This is a genomic window from Nonomuraea harbinensis, from assembly GCF_019396385.1.
GTDB lineage: Bacteria > Actinomycetota > Actinomycetes > Streptosporangiales > Streptosporangiaceae > Nonomuraea > Nonomuraea ferruginea.
Window position 1 is genome coordinate 103166 of the sequence record NZ_JAHKRN010000004.1, and the last position, 19563, is coordinate 122728.

Here is a 19563-nt window from a genome sequence, read left to right on the forward strand (position 1 = left end):
CCGTGACCACGACACTGATGCGCGCCGCGCGCATCCATGAGTACGGCGACGCCGGCGTGATCCGTTACGAGGCCGTGCCGAGACCGTCTCCCGGGCCGGGCGAGGTGCTCGTCCGGATGGCGGCCACCTCGTTCAACCCTTCGGAGGTGGGGCTGCGGGCGGGCTATCTGAAGGACGTGCTCGACCTGACGCTGCCGCTCACGCTGGGCTGGGACCTGGCGGGCACCGTCGCCGAGACCGGCGCGGGCGTCACCCGCTGGTCGCCGGGCGACCGGGTGTTCGGCCTGGTGAGCGGGAGCGCCGCCGAGTACGCGGTCGCGTCCGAGACCGAGCTGGCGGCCGCGCCGGAGGGCATCCCGCTGGCCCACTCCGCCGCGATCCCCGTCGCCGGGCTGACGGCCTGGCAGGCGGTGTACGAGGAGGCGGGGATCCGGGCCGGGCAGCGGGTGCTCGTCAACGGCGCGGGCGGCGGGATCGGCCTGTTCGCCGTGCAGCTCGCCAAGCGGGCGGGGGCGACCGTGACCGCCACGGCGAGCCCGCGCAGCCGGGAGGCGGTGGCCCGGCTGGGCCCTGACGAGATCGTCGACTACACGGCGGAGCCGCTGCCCGGCGGCATGGACGTGGTGCTCAACCTGGCGGCCGTGGCCCCCGCGGACGCGGCGGCGCTGGCCCCGCTCGGCGACCTGGTCATCACCGTGGCCACACCGGTCGAGGCCCCGAACGCCCGCCACTTCGTCAGCCGCGCCGACCCGGGCCAGCTCGCCGAGCTGGCGGCGCTGATCGACAAGGGCGAGCTCGTCGTCGAGATCGCCGAGACCCACCCGCTCACCGCGTCGGCCGAGCTGCACCGCAGGGCCGAGGCCGGCGAGATCCGCGGCAAGATCATCATCACTTTCTGAGGAGCACTTCGTGATCAGGATTGGCATCGTCATCGGCAGCACCAGGCCCGGACGGGCGGCCGAGACCGTCGCCCGCTGGGTGCACGACCTGGCGGTCAAGCGCGGCGACGCGGACTACGAGCTGGTCGACCTGCAGGACTTCGCGCTGCCGCACCTGGACGAGGCGGTGCCCGCCGCCATGGGCCAGTACGCGCGTGAACACACGAAGGCGTGGTCGGAGCGGATCTCCGGGCTCGACGGCTTCGTGTTCGTCACCCCCGAGTACAACCACTCGTACACGGGGGCGCTGAAGAACGCCATCGACTTCCTCTTCCATGAGTGGGGCGACAAGTCCGCGGGCCTGGTCAGCTACGGCGTCGACGGCGGGGCGCGGGCGGCCGAGCACCTGCGGCAGGTGCTCGGCCAGGTCAAGATCGCCGACGTGCCGGCCCAGGTCACGCTCTCGCTCTACACCGACTTCGAGAACATGAGCGTGCTGGCCCCCGGTCCGCACCAGGAGGAACGGGTCACGGTCATGCTCGACCAGGTCGGCTCGTGGGCGAAGGCGCTGCGCCCGCTCAGGGTGTGAAGTAGCGCAGCACCTCGGGGTTGGCCATGGCGTCGGGGTTGGCCGCCTGCTCGACGGGCGTGCCGAGCAGGATCTTGCGTACCGGCACCTCGAGCTTCTTGCCCGACAGCGTGCGCGGGATGCCGGGCACCGCGTGGATCTCGTCGGGCACGTGGCGGGGCGACAGCTCCTTGCGCAGCGCCGTGCGGATCGCCCGCTCCACCTCGGGGGTCAGGTCGGCCCCGTCGGCGAGCGTCACGTACAGCAGCAGCCGCCCTTCCTGCCCGAGCTGACCGGTGTCGATGACGAGGCTGTCGGCCACCTCGCCGAACCGCTCCACGACCCGGTAGAACTCGCTGGTGCCCATCCGGACGCCGCCCCGGTTCAGCGTCGAGTCGGAGCGGCCGTAGATGACGCAGCTGCCGTCGTCGTTCAGCTTGATCCAGTCGCCGTGGCGCCACACGCCCGGGTAGACGTCGAAGTAGCTCTCCCGGTAGCGCTCGCCGCCGGGGTCGTTCCAGAACCCGACCGGCATCGAGGGCATCGGCGCCGTGATGACCAGCTCGCCGACCTCGCCGACGACCGCCTTGCCGCTGGGGTCGAAGGACTCAACCTTCGCCCCCAGCGACCGGCACGGGATGACCCCGGCCCTGATCGGATGGAGCATGGTGGCCCCGACGAACCCGGTGCAGACGTCGGTGCCGCCGGAGAACGACCCGATCGGCACCGCAGGCAACCGCTCGCTCACCCAGGCGAACCCCTCCGGCGGCAGCGGCGACCCGGTCGAGCCGACCCCGCGCAGCCGCTCCAGCCCTTCGGGGACGACCCCGGCCTTCATCGAGGCCATGAGGTACGGCGCCCCCACCCCGAAGTAGGTCACCCTCTCGGAGGCGGCGATCCGCCACAGCGCGGCGGGCGACGGATGGGCGGCCGAGCCGTCGTAGAGCACCGGGGTGGCCCCCACCAGCAGGGCGCCGATGAGGTAGTTCCACATCATCCAGCCGGTCGTGGTGTACCAGAAGAACACATCGCCCTCACCCAGGTCCTGGTGGAAGGAGAGCGACTTGAGGTGTTCCAGCACGACGCCGCCGTGGCCGTGCACGATCGGCTTGGGCAGCCCGGTCGTGCCGCTGGAGTAGAGGATCCACAGCGGATGGCCGAACGGCACCCGCTCGAACTCCAGCGGCCCCGCCACCGCGCGCAGCCCCTCCCAGCCGATCACCTCGCCGTGCGGCACCTCGGCGGTGTCCGGCCTGGCGGGCTCGGCGTGCTGCGGCGGCCGCCCGTCCTCGGCGGCGGCGAGGTACGGGATCCACACGGTGGCGCGCAGGCTGGGCAGCGCGGCGGCGATCTCGTTGACCGCGTCCGAGCGGTCGAAGCTCTTCCCGTTGTAGCGGTAGCCGTCGACCGCGATGAGCACCTTGGGCTCGATCTGCGTGAACCGGTCGACCACGCTCGGCACTCCGAAGTCGGGCGAGCCGGCCGACCAGATCGCGCCGAGCGAGGCGGTCGCCAGGAACGCGATCAGCGCCTGCGGGATGTTCGGCAGGTAGCCGGCCACCCGGTCGCCGCGCCCGACCCCGAGCCGCACCAGGCCGGCCCGCACCCGGGCGACCTCGTCACGCAGCTCCGCGTACGAGATCTCCTGGCGGGCGCCGTCTTCCGAGACGAACACGACCGCGGTGCCCTCGGTGCGCCGCAGGGCGTTCTCCGCGTAGTTGACGGCGGACCCGGTGAACCATTCGGTGCCGGGCATCGTCCCAGAGATGACGGGCCCGTCGCCACGCTCTCCGACCACCTGGAAGTAGTCCCAGATCGACGACCAGAACTCCGCCGGGTGGTCGACCGACCACTGCCACACGTCCTCGTACGCCTCGCCGGGGCGGCCCAGCCACGCCAGATAGCGTGTCAGCTCGGCGCGGGCCACGATCTCGTCGGTCGGTTCCCAGAGAAGTGCACCTTCAGCAACCATGTGCCCCATCCTGTCGGCAGGCCGGGCGGGATTCATACCCGCGTTCCCACATAACTTGCTAGCGCCTCAGGTGGTCCACCGCCATACGCGCGGCCGTGCCGATCACCGCGTCGGCGCGCGGATGGTTGAGTGCGGCGCTGAAGGCGCGGGTGATGACCGCCACGGCGTAGCGGCCGCCGTCGGGATACTCGACCACGCCCGCCTCGCCGCGCATCGTCGGCAGCGTGCCGGTCTTCCCGCTGACCGCCACGTCGTCGTACGGGAAGCCGGCGGCCAGCCGGTGCGGCCAGACCTGGAGGTTGAGCACGGTGCGCATCCACGCGCAGGACTCGGGCGAGGCGGCCTCGTCGTGCCAGATCAGCCCGAACAGGCGGGCCAGCTCGCGCGGGGTGCTGCGGTTGGTGCGGGCGGGGTCGAGCGCCCGCATCCTGGCCAGGTCCTCCGGGTCGAGGTACGGCCAGCCGTGCCCGGTGTCGACCGCCATGCTCCCGTTGGTCTCCCCCGCGGTCATCAGCACGCGGGTGGCCTCGAACCCGAACCCTTCCAGCATGGCGTTGACCGCGTCCATGCCGACCCTGGACAGCAGCGCGTCGGCGGCGGTGTTGTCGCTCACCGCGATCATCAGGTAGGCGAGGTCCCGCAGCGACATGGTGACGTCGTCGTGCATGGCCGACAGCCCCGTGGGGCCCGCGGCCCGGTCGGCGGCGGTGACGGTCACCCGGCCGGTCAGGTCGAGCAGCCCGGCGTCGGCCTGCCGGCAGAGCTCGACCATCAGCGCCACCTTGAACATCGAGGCCATCGGCAGCCACTCGTCGGGGTCGTGGCCGACCTCCCGCCCGGAGTCGAGGTCGGCGGCGAACAGCCAGCCGGTCACGCCCGCCACCCGGAACAGCTCCGCGAACGCCGGCCCGGTCATGCCAGCATCCCCGGCCTCCGGCTGACCCGCCGCACGGGGGCCGCCGCCTCGTCCGTCATCCCGGCCCGCTCCTTAAGAATCCGTACGGCCAGCGCGGAGAAGCCCTTGACCGCCTCCGTCTCCGCCCGCCAGGCCGTGGAGACCTTATAGGCGATGGGGGAGCCTAGCAGCGGCCGCCAGGCCAGGCCCGGCACCTCCGCCCTGGGCGCGAACGCCACCGCCATCCCGGCCAGCACCAAGCCCAGCCCGGCGCCCTGGTGGACCTGGCCGGGCACGTAGCCGTGGCGGCGGCACTCGGCCAGCGTCTCGGCGTGCATGCCGGGCTCCCCCTCTCTGGGCGGCATCAGCAGCTCGCGCCCGCCGAGGTCGGCCAGGTGCAGCTCGCCCGCGCGGGCCAGCGGGTCGCTCTCGGCCAGCAGCACGCCCTGCGGTTGCACCAGCAGCGGGCCGAAGCCGAGCCCGGGGGCGTTCACCGGGTGGCGCACCAGGCCCACGTCGATCGTGCCGCCGGCCAGCGCCGTCACCTGGTCGGCCGTCCAGATCTCCGCGGGCGCGAGCCGTACGCCCGGACTGGTCTCGCGGAAGCCCTCGACCAGGGCGGCGATCGCGGCGGCGGCCAGGTCGGGCGGCACGCCGACCTTCAGCACGGCGCCCTCGCCGTGGCGGGCCAGCTCGTGCAGCCTGTCGACCCTGGCCACGATCTCCCTCGCCTCGCCGAGCAGCAGCCTGCCCGCCTCGGTGAGCCGGACCTGGCGGCCGCCCCGGTCGAACAGCCGCACGCCCAGCTCCTCCTCCAGGCGCTTGATGCGCTGGCTGAGGGGCGGCTGGGCCATGCCGAGCCGGATCGCGGCGTTGCCGAAGTGGAGCTCCTCCGCGACGACGGTGAAGTAGCGGAGGTGGCGGACCAGGTCCATGGCCAGCCACTATATCTAGATTTATATCGATGAGGGCCATATATCAGTATTGGACAGGCTGTGTTGGGCTCTGCTGTCCTCGTCGCATGGCTTCGCAAATGGGGGAAATGTACGCATATCTGCAGCCGGAGGCCGCTCCCCGGCGCAGGAGACGCAGGTGGCCGTGGATCGGGGCCGCGATCATGGTGCCGGTGGTCGCCGCGGGGACCGTATGGGCGCTGCGCACCACGGGCTCGCCGGAAGAGGTGGCCGACGCCTACCTGACGGCGTGGAGCGGTGGCGACTACGCGGCGATGCGGGAGCTGGTCGCCGACCCGCCCGCCGACTTCGAGCGCCGCCACCGCCGCTTCCTCGCCGACCTGAAGGCCGAGCACATCACGCTGCGGCGGCACGTGCCCAACGGTGTCTTCGCCGCGAGCGCCGAGGACACCGGCTCGGTCAGCTTCACCGCCGCCGTGCAGGGCGCGGGCGACTGGAGGTACGGCGGGGAGCTGAAGGTCGTCGAGCGGGACCGCACCTGGAAGATCGACTGGAGCCCGGCCGCGCTCCACCCGGAGCTGACCGGGAACCGGTCGATCAGGCTCATCCGGGTCCAGGACGAGGCCACCCCGGTGCTCGCCGCCGACGGCACCCAGGTCGACGCCCCCGGCTCCCCCGGCTCGGTGCAGCAGCTCGTCGCGGGGCTGCGCGAGACCTACCCCGACCGGTTCGCCGAGACCAAGAGCAACCTCGTGCGGCTGTACGAAGGCGGCAAGCCGGTCAAGACCCTGTCGGGGACGCGCGAGAAGGAGCCCGTGCGCATCACGGTCGACCTGAAGGTGCACGCGGCCGGCGCCGCGGCGCTGGAGGACGTGGACAAGCCGGCCGCGCTGGTGGCGCTGCGGCCCTCCACCGGGGAGATCCTGGCCGCGGTGAACAAGCCCGGCGGGTTCAACCGGGCGCTGCTCGGCAAGTACCCGCCGGGCTCGACGTTCAAGGTGGTGACCGCCGCCGCGCTGGTCGCCGGCGGGGCCGAGCCGGACGCGGACGTGTCCTGCCCGGCCGAGCAGAACATCGGCGGCTTCCCGTTCCACAACGCCGGGTTCAAGGACTTCGGCACGCTGTCGTTCCGTGACGCGTTCGCGCACTCGTGCAACACGACGTTCGGCGACATGACGGTGTCGGGCCTGGGCGCCGAGCGCCTGGCGGAGGTGGCGCGGAGCTTCGGCTTCGGCGAGAAGATCACCCCGGGGGTGCCGGCGGTCAAGGCCGACTTCCCCGCCCCGAAGGACGCCACCGACCTCGCCTCGGCCTCCATCGGGCAGGGCAGGGTGCTGGCCAGCCCGCTCAACATGGCGTCGGTGGCCGCCGCGATCGCCGACGGCGCCTGGCGCCCGCCCCGGCTCGTGGCCGAGGAGGCGGTGCCCGACCGCACGTTGCGGCCGCGGCCGCTGGAGGACGACGTGGTGGCCGCGCTGCGCGACCTCATGCCCGCCGTCGTCACCGACGGCACCGCGCACGCCGTGCGCTTCCCGCCCGGCACCGCGGGCAAGACCGGCACCGCCGAGTACGGCTCGGGCAAGGAGCCGCCCTCGCACGCGTGGTTCATCGGCTACCGGGGCGACCTGGCCTTCGCCGTCGTGGTGGAAGGCGGGGGCGCGGGCTCCGCGGTGGCGGCCCCGGTCGCGGCCCGTTTCCTGCGTGAGCTGAGCTGATCATCCCGCGCCTTCGGGACCGGCCTGGTCGCCCTGATCAGCCCGCCTTGCGGTCCATCGGGCTGGTCAGGGCGGCGACCGCCGCCACCACCTCGGCGGCGTTCGACAGGTCGGGCAGCACGATGTCGGCCCCCGCCTCGCGCAGCTCGGCCGCCGTCGCGCGCCCCGAGGCCACCGCGACCATCCCGGCCCCGCCGATGCGGGCCGCCTGCACGTCACGCGCCGAGTCGCCGATCATCACCGTGTTGGCCGAGGTGAACGGGACGCCCAGGCGCTCCTTCGCCCGCCCTTGGGCGACCTGCAGCAGGCTCGCCTTCGGGTAGGGCTCCTCGCCGTAGCCGCCGAGCTCGAAGTCGACGTACTTGTCGAGCCCGAACGCCTTGAGCTTGAGCACCGCGTTGCTCTTGATCGTGCCGGTCAGCACGGCCTGGATCGCGCCGTCGAGCCGGGCCACGGACCTGAGCGCGTCCTTGGCCCCGGCCATCATCCGGCCCTCCTTGGCCAGCCGCTTGCGCCGGTCGGCGAAGGCCGCGGACAGCGCGTCGAGGAAGCGCGGCAGGTGGTCGTCGTCGGCGACAACGCCGTTGACGGCCAGCGTCTCGAAGATGATCTCGGAGTCGGGCCGGCCCATCGGCGGCACCAGCTTGACCAGCGGCCGCCCGGTCACGGCGCGGAACGCCTCGGCGTAGGCGTCTCTGGTCACGATCGCCACGTCGACCAGCGTGAGGTCGACGTTCCACAGCACCAAGCGGTTGATGGCAGCCTCCTGAAAGCGAACCCTGCCAGGTTACGGCCAACTCCGCCGCCGGGGCCGCCCTCCGCCGGTTTCAGGTATGGTCGAGCGCCTCGGCGAGCGTGTCGATGACCGGGAAGCCGGTCGACTCCAGCTCCTCCCTGGTCGACATGCCCCCGGTGTAGAGCACCGCGCGGGCGCCGACGTGGCGGGCCGCCACCCCGTCGTCGACGCTGTCGCCGATCACCAGCACGTCGCGCGGGCGCACGCCGACCGAGGCGATGTGGGCCTCCATGTGGGCCGCCTTCTCCCCGCCCGTCACGCCGAGCAGCCCGTCGACCCGGTTGAAGTGGCGGGTGATGCCGAACGAGTCGACCTTCGGCACGAGATGGGAGTGCGGCGCCATGGAGCAGAGCGACTGCGTGCCCGTCCACGTGGTCAGCGTCACCTCGGCGTCGGCGGCCAGCCCGCAGACGCCGCTCAGGCGGTAGTAGGCGTCGTGGAAGCCGTCGTCGAGCAGCTCCCACTCCCCCTCGGTCAGCGGCCTGCCCAGCATCCGCTCGTACGCGACCCAGATGGGCCTGGTGTAGACGGCGCGGAACCCGTCGGCGGTGAGCGGGGGCAGCTCGTACGCCTTGAAGACCTCGTTGGTGGCTCCGACCACGGCGTCGATGTCGTGGAAGAGGGTGCCGTTCCAGTCCCACACGATGTGCTTCGTCATGTCACCCGCCTGCCTGGTCGAGGGTCAGGAGGTCGGGGATCTCCTGCGTCGCGTACCACATCAGCTCGTGGGCCTCGGCGCCGTCGACGACGAACCGGGCGTCGTCGTCGCCCCCGTCGGCGTCGGGGAGCGCGGCGACGGCCGCCTTGACGTCGGCGACCGCGTACTCGTCGTCGACGTGCACGGCCGCCACCTTGGCCAGCGGGACCGGCTCGGCGACCCGCACCCTGCCCTTCTCCTCCACGTCGGCGTTCGCCTGGATGGCCCCGTCGGCCACCTCGGCGGCCACCACGACGCGGCGGGGCGCGGCGTGCACGCCGTCGGCCAGATCGGCGGCGAGCATGCGCAGCGAGGCGCGGGCGGCCTCGGTGAGGGCGACGTACTCGAGCTCCTCGGTGTCGCCCGAGGCGTACCACTCGACCAGCGCGGGCGTCACCGCGTAGCCGGTCAGCGGGGCGGGGCCGAGCTCACCGGTCTCGACGGCCCTGGCCAGCGCCGGCAGGGTGCACGGCAGGTAGACGCGCATCAGGAACCTTTCGCAGCTTGCACGGGCACCATCATGCCCGCCGCAGCGGGAGCCGGAGGAGAGACTCGAGTTCCAGGATGGTGGTGTCCGGTTCGCGGTGGTGGATGCCGGCGATGCCGAGCGCGCGGGCGGCCACGATGTTGGCCTCGATGTCGTCGATGAACACGCACGACTCGCCCGGCTGCCCGATCAGGCCCAGCGCGTGGTGGAAGATGCGCGGCTCGGGCTTGCGCATGCCCACCTCGCCGGAGATGACGACCGCGTCGAAGACCTCGTCCCAGCCGTCGCGCTCGTAGGTGTTGGACCAGGAGTTGGACAGCAGGCACGTCTTCACGCCGTGCCCGCGCACCTCGCGCAGCATGTCGTACATGGCCTCGGCCCGTTCGAACCCGGCGAACATGCGCGTCAGCAGGCCCTCGGCCACGGGCGGCATGCCGTCGAGCGTCAGCAGGCGGGCCGCCAGGTCGCGCTCGAAGGCGGCCCCGTCGAGCTCGCCGCGCTCCAGGGCGTGGATCGCGTTCTCCTCGTCCTCCCCGCTGTAGGCGACCTCGACCAGCTCGCGCATGACCGCACGGTAGTGCTCACCGTCGATGCGGTCGGCGTCGATCCACTTGGCGATGGAGTCGGCCATGCTGGTGGTCAGCACACCACCCCAGTCGATCAGCACCCCGGTGACCACGCTGCCTCCCTACTCACGGAAATCAGGTTAAAGAGTAAAGGGTCGGGCGCCGGCGTCAGCGCACGCGGGCGGCCAGCCTGCGGTGCTCGGCCGAGCGCACCACCTCGGCCGCCTTCTCCGCGGAGACGACGGGCGGCTCGCCGAGCAGGCCGCGCTCCTTCTTGAGCGTGAGGAGCCTGGTGACCGACTCGTCCAGCCGGGCCTTGGAGACGCGGCCCGACTCGACCGCCTTCAGCACCGCCTGATACTGCTTCGGCAGGTCGTTGGGCATCAGCAGCAGGTCGGCGCCGGCCAGCACGGCGCGGACCGCGACCTCGCCGTCGTCGTACTTCACCCGGGCTCCGGCCATGTTGAGCGCGTCGGTGGAGATGACGCCCTTGAAGCCGAGCTCCTTCCTGAGCAGCCCGGTCAGGATCGGCTTGGACAGCGTGGCCGGGTCGCCCGAGGGGTCCAGCTTGGGGAACACGATGTGCGCGGTCATGATCGCGTCGACCCCGGCGGCGATGGCGGCCTTGAACGGCGGCGCGTCCAGGCGCTCCCACTGGGCCCTGGTGTGCTTGATCACCGGCAGGCCGGTGTGGCTGTCGATCCGGGTGTCGCCGTGGCCGGGGAAGTGCTTGGCGGTGGCGGCCACCCCGGCGGCCTCGAAGCCCTTGACGGCGGCGCCGACCATCTTGGCCACCTCGCCGGGCCGGTTCCCGTACGCGCGCTCGCCGATCACCGGGTTCTTCGGATCGATGTTGACGTCGGCCACCGGCGCGAAGTCGAGGTTGACGCCGAGGGCCCGCAGCTCCTCGCCGGTGGCCTGGGCCACCTCGCGCGCCACCGAGGGCTTGCCGGTGGCGCCGATCCTGGCGGCGCCGGGGAAGCGGGTCATCACCGCGGACATCCGCGACACCAGGCCGTTCTCCTGGTCGGTGCCGATCAGCAGCGGGAGGTCGGCGGACTTCTGCAGCCCGTTGGTCAGCCCTACCACCTGGCCGACGCTCTTGACGTTGGCCGGGAACAGGATGACGCCGCCCAGGTGGTACTTGGCGACGACCTTCTCCGGGGTCTGGGCGCCGTAGCGGGCCTGGTTCTCGCCGGAGACGGTGTCGGCCGCGGTGCCGTAGACGACCGGCATGAACAGCTGGCCGACCTTCTCCCGCACGCTCATCCCGGCCAGCGCCCGCTTGACGGGGTCGGCGGCCGGGGCGGCTCTGGATCCGGTGGCGGTGGGCTCGGTGGCGGTGGGCTCGGTGGGCCGGCCGTTGGCTTCGGTGGCGGGACTCGCCTCGGACGCGGGCGGCTTCGCGGCGGGGGCGACGTCCGCCGCCCCGCCGCCGCATGCCGTGAGTGCCACCGCCAGGAGACTCGCCGTACCGATCCGTCGCAACATGAATCCCACGCTATCCATGACCGGCGGATGCGCCGTCCCCTTTTTCCACAGGACCGCCAGGGACGGGGGTCAGGGGGTCGAGGCGATGTCCGCGAGCCGGTCGAGGATCTCCTCCGACCCGTCGCCCTCCGCCCTGATGACGATCTCCTCGCCCTTGCGGACGTCGAGCGCCATGATCTGCAGGATGCTCTTGCCGTTGATCGGATCGCCGCCCGACGACCGCGCCACCGTGACGTCCATCGGTGCCTTCATCGCCATCTGCACGAACGTGGCCGCCGGGCGGGCATGCAACCCCACCTCCGCGGCCACGGTCGCCTTCCGTTCGCCCATGGGCTCCTCCTTCTTCTCCGGTCCGGACCAGCCGGACCCCTGTCGCGTCACGTCCATTGGAACAGCTCGTCGCCGGCCCGTACCGTGCCTTCGGCCAGCGCCGTCACCGCCGAGTCGAGCGCGTCCAGCGCCACCACGGGGCAGACGGGTGAGCGCCCGCCCGCCTCGATCTCGGTGGGATCCCAGGCCACGACGGGCTGGCCGGCGCTCACCCGGTCGCCTTCCGCCGCGAGCAACCGGAACCCCCTCCCCTTGAGCTGCACCGTGTCGATGCCCAGATGCACCAGCACGCCCCTGCCGTCATCGCCCACGATGACGTACGCGTGCGGATGCAGTTTCATGATTTTTCCAGTGATGGGGGCGACTGCCTCGCCCGGCCCCCTGCTGGGGTCGATCGCCGTCCCCGGCCCCACCATGCCGGCCGAGAACACCGGGTCGGGCACGGCGGCCAGCCCCACCGCCGCGCCCTCCACCGGGGCGAGAACAGTCGTCATGGCCCCGCCCTCTAGCCGATGATGTCCTCGATGTCGCTCGCGATCGTGTCCGCCTCCGGGCCGACGACGACCTGGATCACGTTGCCCGCCGCCATCACGCCGTGGGCGCCCGCGGCCCTGAGCGCGGCCTGGTCGACCTTGGACGTGTCGTGCACCTCCGTGCGCAGGCGGGTGATGCAGGGTTCGATGTCGATGATGTTGCCGGCTCCGCCCAGACCGGCGATGAGCGCGTTCACGTCCGCCGCCATCAGGCCCTCCTCGTCCGTGGCTGTGCGACCAGGCTACTCAGGCGCCGGGTTCAGTCGGTCTGGGTGACCTTGTTCAGGCCGCGCGGCGCGTCAGGGTCGATGCCCAGCCGCCGGGCGAGCGCCTCGGTGAGCAGCTGCCCCGGCACGATGAGGCCCATCGGGGCCACCCATTCGGGCAGGTCGGGGCCGTTCATCGCGGCCGTGCCGGCCCCGGCCAGCGCCCTGCCGCCGCCGATCGTGTACGCCGCCGCGCCCGCCGAGACGACCCGCTCGGCCAGCGCCACCGTGCCCTGCAGCGTGGGGCCGCTCTCGGCGGCGACGAGCAGCGCCGGGGTGGCGTGGTCGACCACGGCGATCGGGCCGTGCAGCAGGTCGGCGTACGACAAGCCCATGGCGTGCAGGTAGCACGCCTCCTTGAGCTTCAGCGCGGTCTCCAGCGCGGTGGAGAAGGCCAGGCCGCGGCCGGAGACGACCACGCCGTGCTTGTCCGCGAGCCCGTCCACGACGGCATCCACGTCACCGGGCTCGGCGATCAGCTTCTCCACGGCCTCGGGCACCCGCAGCAGGTCGGCCCGGTCAACGTCGGCGCCGAGCCCGATCGCCAGCACGGCCAGCGCGGCGAGCTGCGTGGTGTAGGTCTTGGTGGCGGGAACCGCCTCCTCCGTCCCCGCGACCGTGCACAGCGCCAGGTCGGCGGCCTGGGCGAGCGGGCTGTCCGGGCCGCCGTTGGTGACCCCGACGGTGGCGGCCCCGCAGTCCTTGGCCCAGGCCAGCGTCTCCACGATCTCTTCCGTACGGCCCGACTGGGAGATCGCGACGGCCAGCACGCCCTCCAGGTCGAGCTTGCGGCGGTAGGTGGTGGCGATGGACGGCGCGGCGAGCGCGGACAGCCGCCCGGCGTGGGATTCCACCAGATAGCGGCCGTAGACTGCGGCGTTGTCGGAGGTGCCACGTGCGACGAACAACAACTGCCGGGTCCGCTCACCCAGCGCCCGCACCTCGTCGATCCTGGGCAACAGGGAGTCGATCGTGGCCCGCAGCGCCTCGGGCTGCTCGGCGATCTCGCTGCGCATCTTGGTCATCTGGGGGCTCATTCCTCGGGGAGTTAGCGTTCCGGACTTGACCCTGTTTCAGGACATGTGGTCTAGTCCGGACTAGACCAGTGAGAACCATAACCCATCAGACTGGCCCGAGCGAAGGGAGGATCCCGTGGCCCACATCGACCCGGACAGCCCGGTGCCCAAGTACTTCCAGCTCCGCGAGATCCTGCTCGACCTCATCGACAGCGACGAGCTGAGCATCGGCGCCGCGATCCCGTCCGAGCGCGAGCTCTGCCAGCGCTTCGGCCTGTCGCGGATGACCGTGCGGCAGGCGGTCGACCATCTGGTCTCCGAGGGCCGCCTGCACCGGGTGCCGGGCAAGGGCACGTTCGTCGCCCGGCCCAAGATCGAGCTGGCCCTGCAGCTCACGTCGTTCACCGAGGACATGCGTGCCAGGGGCATGGCGCCCGGCTCACGCGACCTCGACCGGCGCACCATGCGCGCCAGCGCCCACCTGGCCAAGGAGCTGGGCATCCAGCCGGGCGAGGAGGTCCACTTCATCGAACGGCTGCGCACCGCCGACGGCGAACCGCTGTCGATCGAGCGCGCGCACATCCCGGTCAAGCTCGCCCCCGACCTGGCCGACCACGACCTGACCGGCAGATCGCTGTACGAGCTCCTGGAGAGCCGCTACGGGCTGGTCATGGACGCGGGCGAGCTGACCATAGACGGGGGGATAGCCGATCCGAGCGACGCCGACCTGCTCAAACTTCCCCGCGGTGGCGCCGTGCTGCTGCTCCAGCGCAGGTCGTTCTCCGGAGGCGTCTGCGCCGAGCTGGGCGTGTCCACCTACCGGGCGGACCGCTACCAGCTGCGCACCATACTCGAAATGCCCGCAAGACGGGGTTGAGGGCCCGACCCGGAGGAACACCCGGTGAACGAGACCACCGCCGCCCGGCCTTCGCCGTTCTCACGCCTGATGAACGTGCTGCAGAGGCTGGGCCGCTCGCTCATGCTGCCCATCGCCGCCCTCCCCGCGGCCGCCCTGCTGCTCCGCTTCGGCCAGCCCGACATGCTGGGCGCCAACGGCGCCGAGCCCGGCGGGCTCGCCGACGTGGCGGGCTTCGCCTGGATGACCGAGGTCGCGGCCGTGCTGGCGGCGGCCGGCGAGGCGCTGTTCGAGAACCTCCCGCTGCTGTTCGCGGTGGGCGTGGCCATCGGCTTCGCGCGCAAGTCCGACGGCACGACGGCGCTCGCCGCCGTGGTCGGCTACCTGGTGTTCGACCGGGTGAGCAAGGTGATGTTCGCCGGCTCGGCCATCCGCGAGACCGTGACCCTGCGGCAGGCCGCGGACCAGGGCGTCATCGAGATCATCAACCACGGCATGCAGAACCCCACCAAGGTGCTCGGCGGCATCCTGATAGGGCTGGTCACCGCGCTGCTCTGGCAGCGCTTCCACCGGATCAAGCTGCCGTCGTGGCTGGCGTTCTTCGGCGGGCGGCGGTTCGTGCCCATTCTCACCGCCTTCGTGGCGCTCGGGCTCGGCGTGCTCATCGGCTGGGTGTGGCCGATTCTCGGTGAGTGGATCGGCCACGCCGGTGAGGCGCTGACCACCCTCGGGCCGCTCGGCACCGGCCTGTACGGGCTGATCAACCGGCTGCTCATCCCGCTCGGGCTGCACCACTTCGTCAACTCGATCGTCTGGCACGTGGTGCCCACCTGCGAGGTGGACGGGCGGGTGCTCGGCGGCGACTGGAACTGCTACTTCGGCGGCGCCCCGGAGTCGGGGCAGTTCATGGCCGGGTTCTTCCCCGTCATGATGTTCGCGCTGCCGGCCGCCGCGCTGGCCATGTGGCGGGCCGCGCCCCCGCACCGGCGGGCCACGGTGGGCGGCATCATGTTGTCGGCGGCGCTGGCCTCGTTCGTCACCGGCATCACCGAGCCGATCGAGTTCGCGTTCATCTTCGTCGCGCCGCTGCTGCTGGCCGTGCACGCCGTGCTCACCGGGCTGGCCATGGCGCTGACCACGCTGATCGGCGGGCAGCTCGGCTTCGGCTTCTCGGCCGGGCTGCTCGACATGCTGCTCAACGCCAGCAAGTCCAACACCCAGAACCTGCCGGGCATCCTGCTGCTCGGGGTGGCGTACGGGGCGGTCTACTACGTGGTGTTCAGCTTCCTCATCAGGCGGCTGAACATCATGACCCCGGGCCGGGAGCCGGAACCGGACGTGGACTCGGGCGAGGCCACCCCGATTCGGTCGTGACATCGCGGCGTGGCCGAGGGTCCGCAACCCGGACGCGGCCACCCCAACTCGCGCTGACCTTCTTCGCCATCCACCGCGAACCAGGGCATGGATCGGGGAAGTTGGCGTGCCGTGTATCCCGGGGCCTGGCCGGAACCTCTTAGTACCGTCTCTCACCAGGAACGCCTCCGGAGGCTCCCGATGTCGCCCTCTCCCCAGGTCCACGGCTCGCTCGCGCTCGACACGCCCCTCGTGTGGGGCCCGCCCGGCGCGCTCCCGGACGAGCGCCGGCTGCGCCACCTCGGCCAGGCGCTCGCCGAGGTCCTCTCCGGCCGGCGGCCCCCGGAGACGGTCGCCGACCGCCTCACCGGCCAGGCATACCGCGAGCTCGTACGGGCCGGTCGCATGCTCGACACCCGCCGCCCGCCCTTCGTCGGCGTCCCGCACGTCAAGGAGCCCAGCGACGGCGTGGTGGAGATGTGCCTCCTGGTCCACTGCGGCGAGCGCGACCGCGTCCTGGCCCTGCGCCTGGAACGCAGGGGCGTGCAGTGGCTCTGCACGGACTTCGAGACCGCCTGACGGCAAGCCGGATCCAACCGAGCTCCCAGATCGTGTCGCGGGGGATGCGCGGTTCGTGACCCGCGAGACGGAGCTCACCTGGAACAAGACGGGGCCCCAGGGTGCGACGGGTCCCGCCGGGCCTCAGGGTGAGCAGGGTGTTCCGGGGATGGGCGGCCCGGCGCCTCCGACAGCCACCGGACGTTCCTCACGCTGAAGACCGGCTGCTCAACCCTGATCGTGCAGCGGGTTTCGGAAACCACCACCACCCACCTCTGAGCCGGACGCACGAGGACCCCCCGCCCGTCCGCCGGGCGAGGGGTCCTCGTGTCACGCGTCAGTTGCCGGCGTTCTTCGGGTCGCCGTGGCAGCGCTTGTACTTCTTGCCCGAGCCGCACGGGCACGGGGCGTTGCGCTCGACGTTGCCGTAGGCGGCGCGCTCGGCCGAGGTGGTGCGGACGCGGGTGTGTTCCACGTCGCCCTGCTCGCCGGGAGCGGTGTACTCCAGCTCCGCCGGGCGGTCGGGACCGCGGAGGCCGCGCGCGATGATGGAGCGCGTCTCGGCCAGCACCGGGTCTTCCTGCTCCTCGACGATGGGGTTCTCCTGAACCTCCACCTCCAGGTTGAACAGGAAGCCTACGGAGTCCTCCTTGATGCCCTCGAGCATCGCGTTGAACATCTCGAAGCCCTCGCGCTGGTACTCGATCTGCGGATCCTTCTGCGCGTAGGCCCGCATGCCGATGCCCTCGCGCAGGTAGTCCATCTCGTAGAGGTGCTCGCGCCACTTGCGGTCGAGGACGGACAGGATGACGCGCCGCTCGAGGTCGCGGGTCGCCTCGGCGCCCCACTCCTCCTCGCGCCTGGCGTACGCCTCCAGCGCGTCGGCCTTGACCCGCTCCCTGATCAGGTCGTCGGTGACGTTCTCCTGGCCACCGGCCTCCTCCAGGAGGTCCTCAAGCTTGACGGAGATCGGGTAGAGGCCGGCGAACGCCTTCCACAGCTTCTCGAGGTCCCACTCCTCGGAGAACCCGTCGGAGGTGGCGCCGTCGACGTAGCCGTCGACGACGTTGCCGATGAAGCCGCGCACCTGCTCGTGCAGGTCGGCGCCCTCCAGCACCCGCCGGCGCTCGGCGTAGATCACCTTGCGCTGGCGGTTCATCACCTCGTCGTACTTGAGAACTTCCTTGCGGATCTCGAAGTTCTGCTGCTCGACCTGGTGCTGGGCGGAGGCGATGGCCTTGGAGACGATGCCGGACTCGATCGGCTGCTCGTCGGGGATGTTGAGGCGCGTCATGATCGCCTCGACCCTGACCGAGTTGAACAGGCGCATCAGGTCGTCGCCGAGCGACAGGTAGAAGCGGGACTCGCCCGGGTCGCCCTGGCGGCCGGAGCGACCGCGGAGCTGGTTGTCGATGCGGCGCGACTCGTGGCGCTCGGTGCCCAGCACGTAGAGGCCGCCCAGCTCGGTGACCTCGTCGTGCTCGGCCTTCACCGCGGCCTTGGCCTTCTCCAGCGCCTCGGGGTAGGCCTTCTCGTATTCCTCGGGCGTCTCGACCGGGTCGAGACCGCGCTGGCGCAGCTCCTGGTCGGCGCGGAACTCGGGGTTGCCGCCGAGCATGATGTCGGTGCCTCGACCGGCCATGTTGGTGGCGACGGTGACGGCGCCCTTGCGGCCCGCCTCGGCGATGATCGACGCCTCACGCGCGTGGTTCTTCGCGTTGAGGACCTCGTGCGTGACGCCTCGGCGCCTGAGCGCCTTGGACAGCCGCTCCGACTTCTCGACCGAGGTGGTGCCGACGAGGACGGGCTGGCCGTGCTCGTGGCGCTCCTTGATGTCGTCGACCACCGCGTTGAACTTGGCGTCCTCGGTCTTGTAGACGACGTCGGCCTGGTCCTTGCGGACCATCGGCCGGTTGGTCGGGATGGGGACCACGCCGAGCTTGTAGGTCTGGTGGAACTCGTTGGCCTCGGTGGTCGCCGTGCCGGTCATGCCGGCGAGCTTGGTGTAGAGGCGGAAGTAGTTCTGCAGGGTGATCGTGGCGAGAGTCTGGTTCTCGTCCTTGATCTTCACGCCTTCTTTGGCCTCGATGGCCTGGTGCATGCCCTCGTTGTAGCGGCGGCCGTGGAGGACGCGGCCGGTGAACTCGTCGACGATGAGGACCTCGCCGTCGGTGACGATGTAGTCCTTGTCCTTCTTGAACAGCTCCTTGGCCTTCAGGGCGTTGTTCAGGAAGCCGACCAGGTGGGTGTGCTCGGCCTTGTAGAGGTTGTCGATGCCGAGCCAGTCCTCGACCTTCTCGACGCCGGACTCGAGGATGCCGACCGTGCGCTTCTTCTCGTCGACGATGTAGTCGCCGGTGCTCTCCTCGCCGGGGTTCTTCGCCTCGACGCCGCGGCGGAGCCGCGGGACGATCTTGGCGAACTCCTGGTACCACTTCCCGGACTGCTCGCCCGGGCCGGAGATGATCAGCGGGGTCCTGGCCTCGTCGATGAGGATCGAGTCGACCTCGTCGACGACGGCGTAGTTGTGGCCGCGCTGCACGCACTCGTCGAGCCCCCACGCCATGTTGTCGCGCAGGTAGTCGAAGCCGAACTCGTTGTTGGTGCCGTAGGTGATGTCGGCGAAGTACTGCTTGCGGCGCTCGTCGGGCGCCTGGCCGGACAGGATCACCCCGACCTCGAGACCGAGGAAGCGGTGGACGCGGCCCATGTTCTCGGCGTCGCGCTTGGCCAGGTAGTCGTTGACCGTGACGACGTGGACGCCCTTGCCGGACAGCGCGTTGAGATAGGCGGGGAGGGTGCAGGTGAGGGTCTTGCCCTCACCGGTCTTCATCTCCGAGATGTTGCCCATGTGGAGATTGGCGCCGCCCATGATCTGCACGTCGAAGTGACGCTGACCGAGCACGCGGCGCGCGGCCTCGCGTACGGTGGCGAACGCTTCGGGAAGCAGGTCGTCGAGCGACTCGCCATCGGCATGGCGCTGCTTGAACTCGTCCGTCAGGGCGCGCAACTCCGCGTCGGACAGGCTCGTGAAGTCGTCCTCGATGGAGTTGACCTGGTCTGCGATCCGCTTGAGCTTACGCAGAGTCTTGCCCTCGCCGGCACGTAGGATCTTGTCGAGAATGGCTGCCACTTTATGTAAAGCTCCTCGCAGGTCTACCCCGGCGGCGCCGCCAGGAGGAGAGGCCGAGACAAACTTCCCCGCTGCCATCGTAGGCGGTTCTCCAACCAGACACAGCCACCGTGCCGACAAGGGCGCAGGACATGTCTGGGAGAATGTCAGGCGGGCTGATAGTACGCCGGTCAAAGGCCGGTTCGCCCCGATAACCGGGATATCCGGGCAAGGAGGGATTTGTCATGGTTGAGGGACAGAAGTCGGAGCAGACCGAGAATCTCGGTAGCCACGGCGGCCGCGCGTCCTCATGGCTGGCCGTGACGGTGATGCTGCTCGGCAGCGTCGTCGCCGGATTCGGCCTGACCATGGAGAACTGGATGGTCGTCTGGATCGGCGTCGGCCTGTTCGTGGTGGGCGGCATCCTCGCCCTCGTGTTCGACATCTTCACCGATGTGGTGATCGACGCGCCCCGGGTGGGGCTGAACGCCGAAGACCACCGCTGACGTTTCCCCCTCGGAGCGGGCACCGTCGAGGCGGCCCCTCCGAGAAGCACCCCC

General features: G+C 71.2%; 20 protein-coding genes. 7 read left to right on the forward strand and 13 right to left on the reverse strand.

Annotation, left to right across the window (positions count from 1 at the left end; translation table 11 throughout):
* Positions 1 to 2: 2 nt before the first annotated feature.
* Both KME79_RS05495 and KME79_RS05500 read left to right on the forward strand, forming a co-directional pair.
* Positions 3 to 899: an NADP-dependent oxidoreductase gene (locus KME79_RS05495; protein ID WP_308248797.1), complete on the forward strand. Its 897-nt coding sequence runs from the start codon at positions 3 to 5 to the stop codon at positions 897 to 899.
* A gap of 10 nt (positions 900 to 909) precedes the next feature.
* Positions 910 to 1467: an NADPH-dependent FMN reductase gene (locus tag KME79_RS05500; protein ID WP_219543550.1), complete on the forward strand. Its 558-nt coding sequence runs from the start codon at positions 910 to 912 to the stop codon at positions 1465 to 1467.
* On the opposite strand, the gene KME79_RS05505 is transcribed toward KME79_RS05500, so the two are convergent.
* The 3 genes from KME79_RS05505 to KME79_RS05515 are packed head-to-tail and all read right to left on the reverse strand — an operon-like array spanning position 1457 to position 5248.
* Positions 1457 to 3418, reverse strand: coding sequence for an acetoacetate--CoA ligase (locus KME79_RS05505; protein ID WP_219543551.1), 1962 nt, complete (start codon positions 3416 to 3418; stop codon positions 1457 to 1459). The two genes, KME79_RS05500 and KME79_RS05505, sit on opposite strands and share 11 nt — an antisense overlap.
* A 58-nt stretch (positions 3419 to 3476) precedes the next feature.
* Positions 3477 to 4334 carry a serine hydrolase gene (locus KME79_RS05510; RefSeq protein ID WP_148034202.1) on the reverse strand — a complete coding sequence of 286 codons (858 nt, stop codon included), beginning with the start codon at positions 4332 to 4334 and terminating at the stop codon, positions 3477 to 3479.
* A complete protein-coding gene (locus KME79_RS05515; protein WP_219543552.1) occupies positions 4331 to 5248 on the reverse strand; it encodes a LysR family transcriptional regulator in 918 nt (305 codons plus the stop codon). Before KME79_RS05515 ends, KME79_RS05510 begins: the two co-directional genes overlap by 4 nt.
* Before the next feature lie 107 nt (positions 5249 to 5355).
* Here KME79_RS05515 and KME79_RS05520 point away from each other — a divergent pair, with 107 nt between their 5' ends.
* Positions 5356 to 6942 (forward strand): penicillin-binding transpeptidase domain-containing protein, encoded by a 1587-nt coding sequence (locus KME79_RS05520; protein WP_219543553.1) that lies wholly within the window; start codon positions 5356 to 5358, stop codon positions 6940 to 6942.
* 37 nt (positions 6943 to 6979) lie between these two features.
* Here the strand turns inward: KME79_RS05520 and KME79_RS05525 are convergent, their stop codons facing one another.
* The 9 genes from KME79_RS05525 to KME79_RS05565 form a co-directional block, all read right to left on the reverse strand.
* Positions 6980 to 7687 carry an HAD family hydrolase gene (locus tag KME79_RS05525; RefSeq protein WP_148034924.1) on the reverse strand — a complete coding sequence of 236 codons (708 nt, stop codon included), beginning with the start codon at positions 7685 to 7687 and terminating at the stop codon, positions 6980 to 6982.
* Between the two features lie 82 nt (positions 7688 to 7769).
* Complete coding sequence (locus KME79_RS05530) at positions 7770 to 8396, reverse strand: HAD family hydrolase (RefSeq protein ID WP_219543554.1); 627 nt, start codon at positions 8394 to 8396, stop codon at positions 7770 to 7772.
* A gap of 1 nt (position 8397) precedes the next feature.
* Complete coding sequence (locus KME79_RS05535) at positions 8398 to 8922, reverse strand: DUF6912 family protein (protein WP_148034206.1); 525 nt, start codon at positions 8920 to 8922, stop codon at positions 8398 to 8400.
* A gap of 31 nt (positions 8923 to 8953) precedes the next feature.
* The gene (locus KME79_RS05540; protein WP_308248798.1) at positions 8954 to 9601 is read right to left on the reverse strand and encodes an HAD family hydrolase; all 648 of its coding nucleotides are present in this window, start codon (positions 9599 to 9601) and stop codon (positions 8954 to 8956) included.
* Between the two features lie 55 nt (positions 9602 to 9656).
* Entirely contained in the window at positions 9657 to 10979 is a 1323-nt protein-coding gene (gene nagZ / locus KME79_RS05545) for a beta-N-acetylhexosaminidase (protein ID WP_219543555.1), read from the reverse strand.
* A gap of 69 nt (positions 10980 to 11048) precedes the next feature.
* Positions 11049 to 11309, reverse strand: coding sequence for an HPr family phosphocarrier protein (locus tag KME79_RS05550; RefSeq protein WP_148034208.1), 261 nt, complete (start codon positions 11307 to 11309; stop codon positions 11049 to 11051).
* A 47-nt stretch (positions 11310 to 11356) separates the two neighbouring features.
* On the reverse strand, positions 11357 to 11803 hold the full coding sequence (locus KME79_RS05555; RefSeq protein ID WP_148034209.1) for a PTS sugar transporter subunit IIA: 447 nt from the start codon (positions 11801 to 11803) through the stop codon (positions 11357 to 11359).
* Positions 11804 to 11814: 11 nt separating this feature from the next.
* Positions 11815 to 12051 (reverse strand): PTS sugar transporter subunit IIB, encoded by a 237-nt coding sequence (locus tag KME79_RS05560; RefSeq protein WP_148034210.1) that lies wholly within the window; start codon positions 12049 to 12051, stop codon positions 11815 to 11817.
* Positions 12052 to 12101: 50 nt separating this feature from the next.
* Positions 12102 to 13124: an SIS domain-containing protein gene (locus KME79_RS05565; RefSeq protein WP_372452404.1), complete on the reverse strand. Its 1023-nt coding sequence runs from the start codon at positions 13122 to 13124 to the stop codon at positions 12102 to 12104.
* Positions 13125 to 13260: 136 nt separating this feature from the next.
* Here KME79_RS05565 and KME79_RS05570 point away from each other — a divergent pair, with 136 nt between their 5' ends.
* From KME79_RS05570 to KME79_RS05580, 3 genes are all read left to right on the forward strand, one after another.
* Positions 13261 to 14001 carry a GntR family transcriptional regulator gene (locus tag KME79_RS05570; RefSeq protein ID WP_219543557.1) on the forward strand — a complete coding sequence of 247 codons (741 nt, stop codon included), beginning with the start codon at positions 13261 to 13263 and terminating at the stop codon, positions 13999 to 14001.
* A 24-nt stretch (positions 14002 to 14025) separates the two neighbouring features.
* Positions 14026 to 15354 (forward strand): PTS transporter subunit EIIC, encoded by a 1329-nt coding sequence (locus tag KME79_RS05575; RefSeq protein WP_308248799.1) that lies wholly within the window; start codon positions 14026 to 14028, stop codon positions 15352 to 15354.
* Between the two features lie 180 nt (positions 15355 to 15534).
* Positions 15535 to 15912 carry an Rv3235 family protein gene (locus KME79_RS05580; RefSeq protein ID WP_148034214.1) on the forward strand — a complete coding sequence of 126 codons (378 nt, stop codon included), beginning with the start codon at positions 15535 to 15537 and terminating at the stop codon, positions 15910 to 15912.
* A gap of 316 nt (positions 15913 to 16228) precedes the next feature.
* Here the strand turns inward: KME79_RS05580 and secA are convergent, their stop codons facing one another.
* Entirely contained in the window at positions 16229 to 19024 is a 2796-nt protein-coding gene (gene secA, locus KME79_RS05585; RefSeq protein WP_219543558.1) for a preprotein translocase subunit SecA, read from the reverse strand.
* A gap of 224 nt (positions 19025 to 19248) precedes the next feature.
* Between secA and KME79_RS05590 the strand changes: the two genes are divergently transcribed.
* Complete coding sequence (locus tag KME79_RS05590) at positions 19249 to 19509, forward strand: HGxxPAAW family protein (RefSeq protein WP_148034216.1); 261 nt, start codon at positions 19249 to 19251, stop codon at positions 19507 to 19509.
* Positions 19510 to 19563: the final 54 nt, after the last annotated feature.

Bases quoted from the DNA above. Each gene is read 5' to 3' on its own strand.
- KME79_RS05505 (WP_219543551.1), bottom strand. From the start codon at position 3,418: ATGGTTGCTGAAGGTGCACTTCTCTGGGAACCGACCGACGAGATCGTG.
- KME79_RS05510 (WP_148034202.1), bottom strand. From the start codon at position 4,334: ATGACCGGGCCGGCGTTCGCGGAGCTGTTCCGGGTGGCGGGCGTGACC.
- KME79_RS05515 (WP_219543552.1), bottom strand. From the start codon at position 5,248: ATGGACCTGGTCCGCCACCTCCGCTACTTCACCGTCGTCGCGGAGGAG.
- KME79_RS05520 (WP_219543553.1), top strand. From the start codon at position 5,356: ATGTACGCATATCTGCAGCCGGAGGCCGCTCCCCGGCGCAGGAGACGC.
- KME79_RS05530 (WP_219543554.1), bottom strand. From the start codon at position 8,396: ATGACGAAGCACATCGTGTGGGACTGGAACGGCACCCTCTTCCACGAC.
- KME79_RS05535 (WP_148034206.1), bottom strand. From the start codon at position 8,922: ATGCGCGTCTACCTGCCGTGCACCCTGCCGGCGCTGGCCAGGGCCGTC.
- nagZ (WP_219543555.1), bottom strand. From the start codon at position 10,979: ATGTTGCGACGGATCGGTACGGCGAGTCTCCTGGCGGTGGCACTCACG.
- KME79_RS05550 (WP_148034208.1), bottom strand. From the start codon at position 11,309: ATGGGCGAACGGAAGGCGACCGTGGCCGCGGAGGTGGGGTTGCATGCC.
- KME79_RS05555 (WP_148034209.1), bottom strand. From the start codon at position 11,803: ATGACGACTGTTCTCGCCCCGGTGGAGGGCGCGGCGGTGGGGCTGGCC.
- KME79_RS05560 (WP_148034210.1), bottom strand. From the start codon at position 12,051: ATGGCGGCGGACGTGAACGCGCTCATCGCCGGTCTGGGCGGAGCCGGC.
- KME79_RS05565 (WP_372452404.1), bottom strand. From the start codon at position 13,124: ATGCGCAGCGAGATCGCCGAGCAGCCCGAGGCGCTGCGGGCCACGATC.
- KME79_RS05580 (WP_148034214.1), top strand. From the start codon at position 15,535: ATGTCGCCCTCTCCCCAGGTCCACGGCTCGCTCGCGCTCGACACGCCC.
- KME79_RS05590 (WP_148034216.1), top strand. From the start codon at position 19,249: ATGGTTGAGGGACAGAAGTCGGAGCAGACCGAGAATCTCGGTAGCCAC.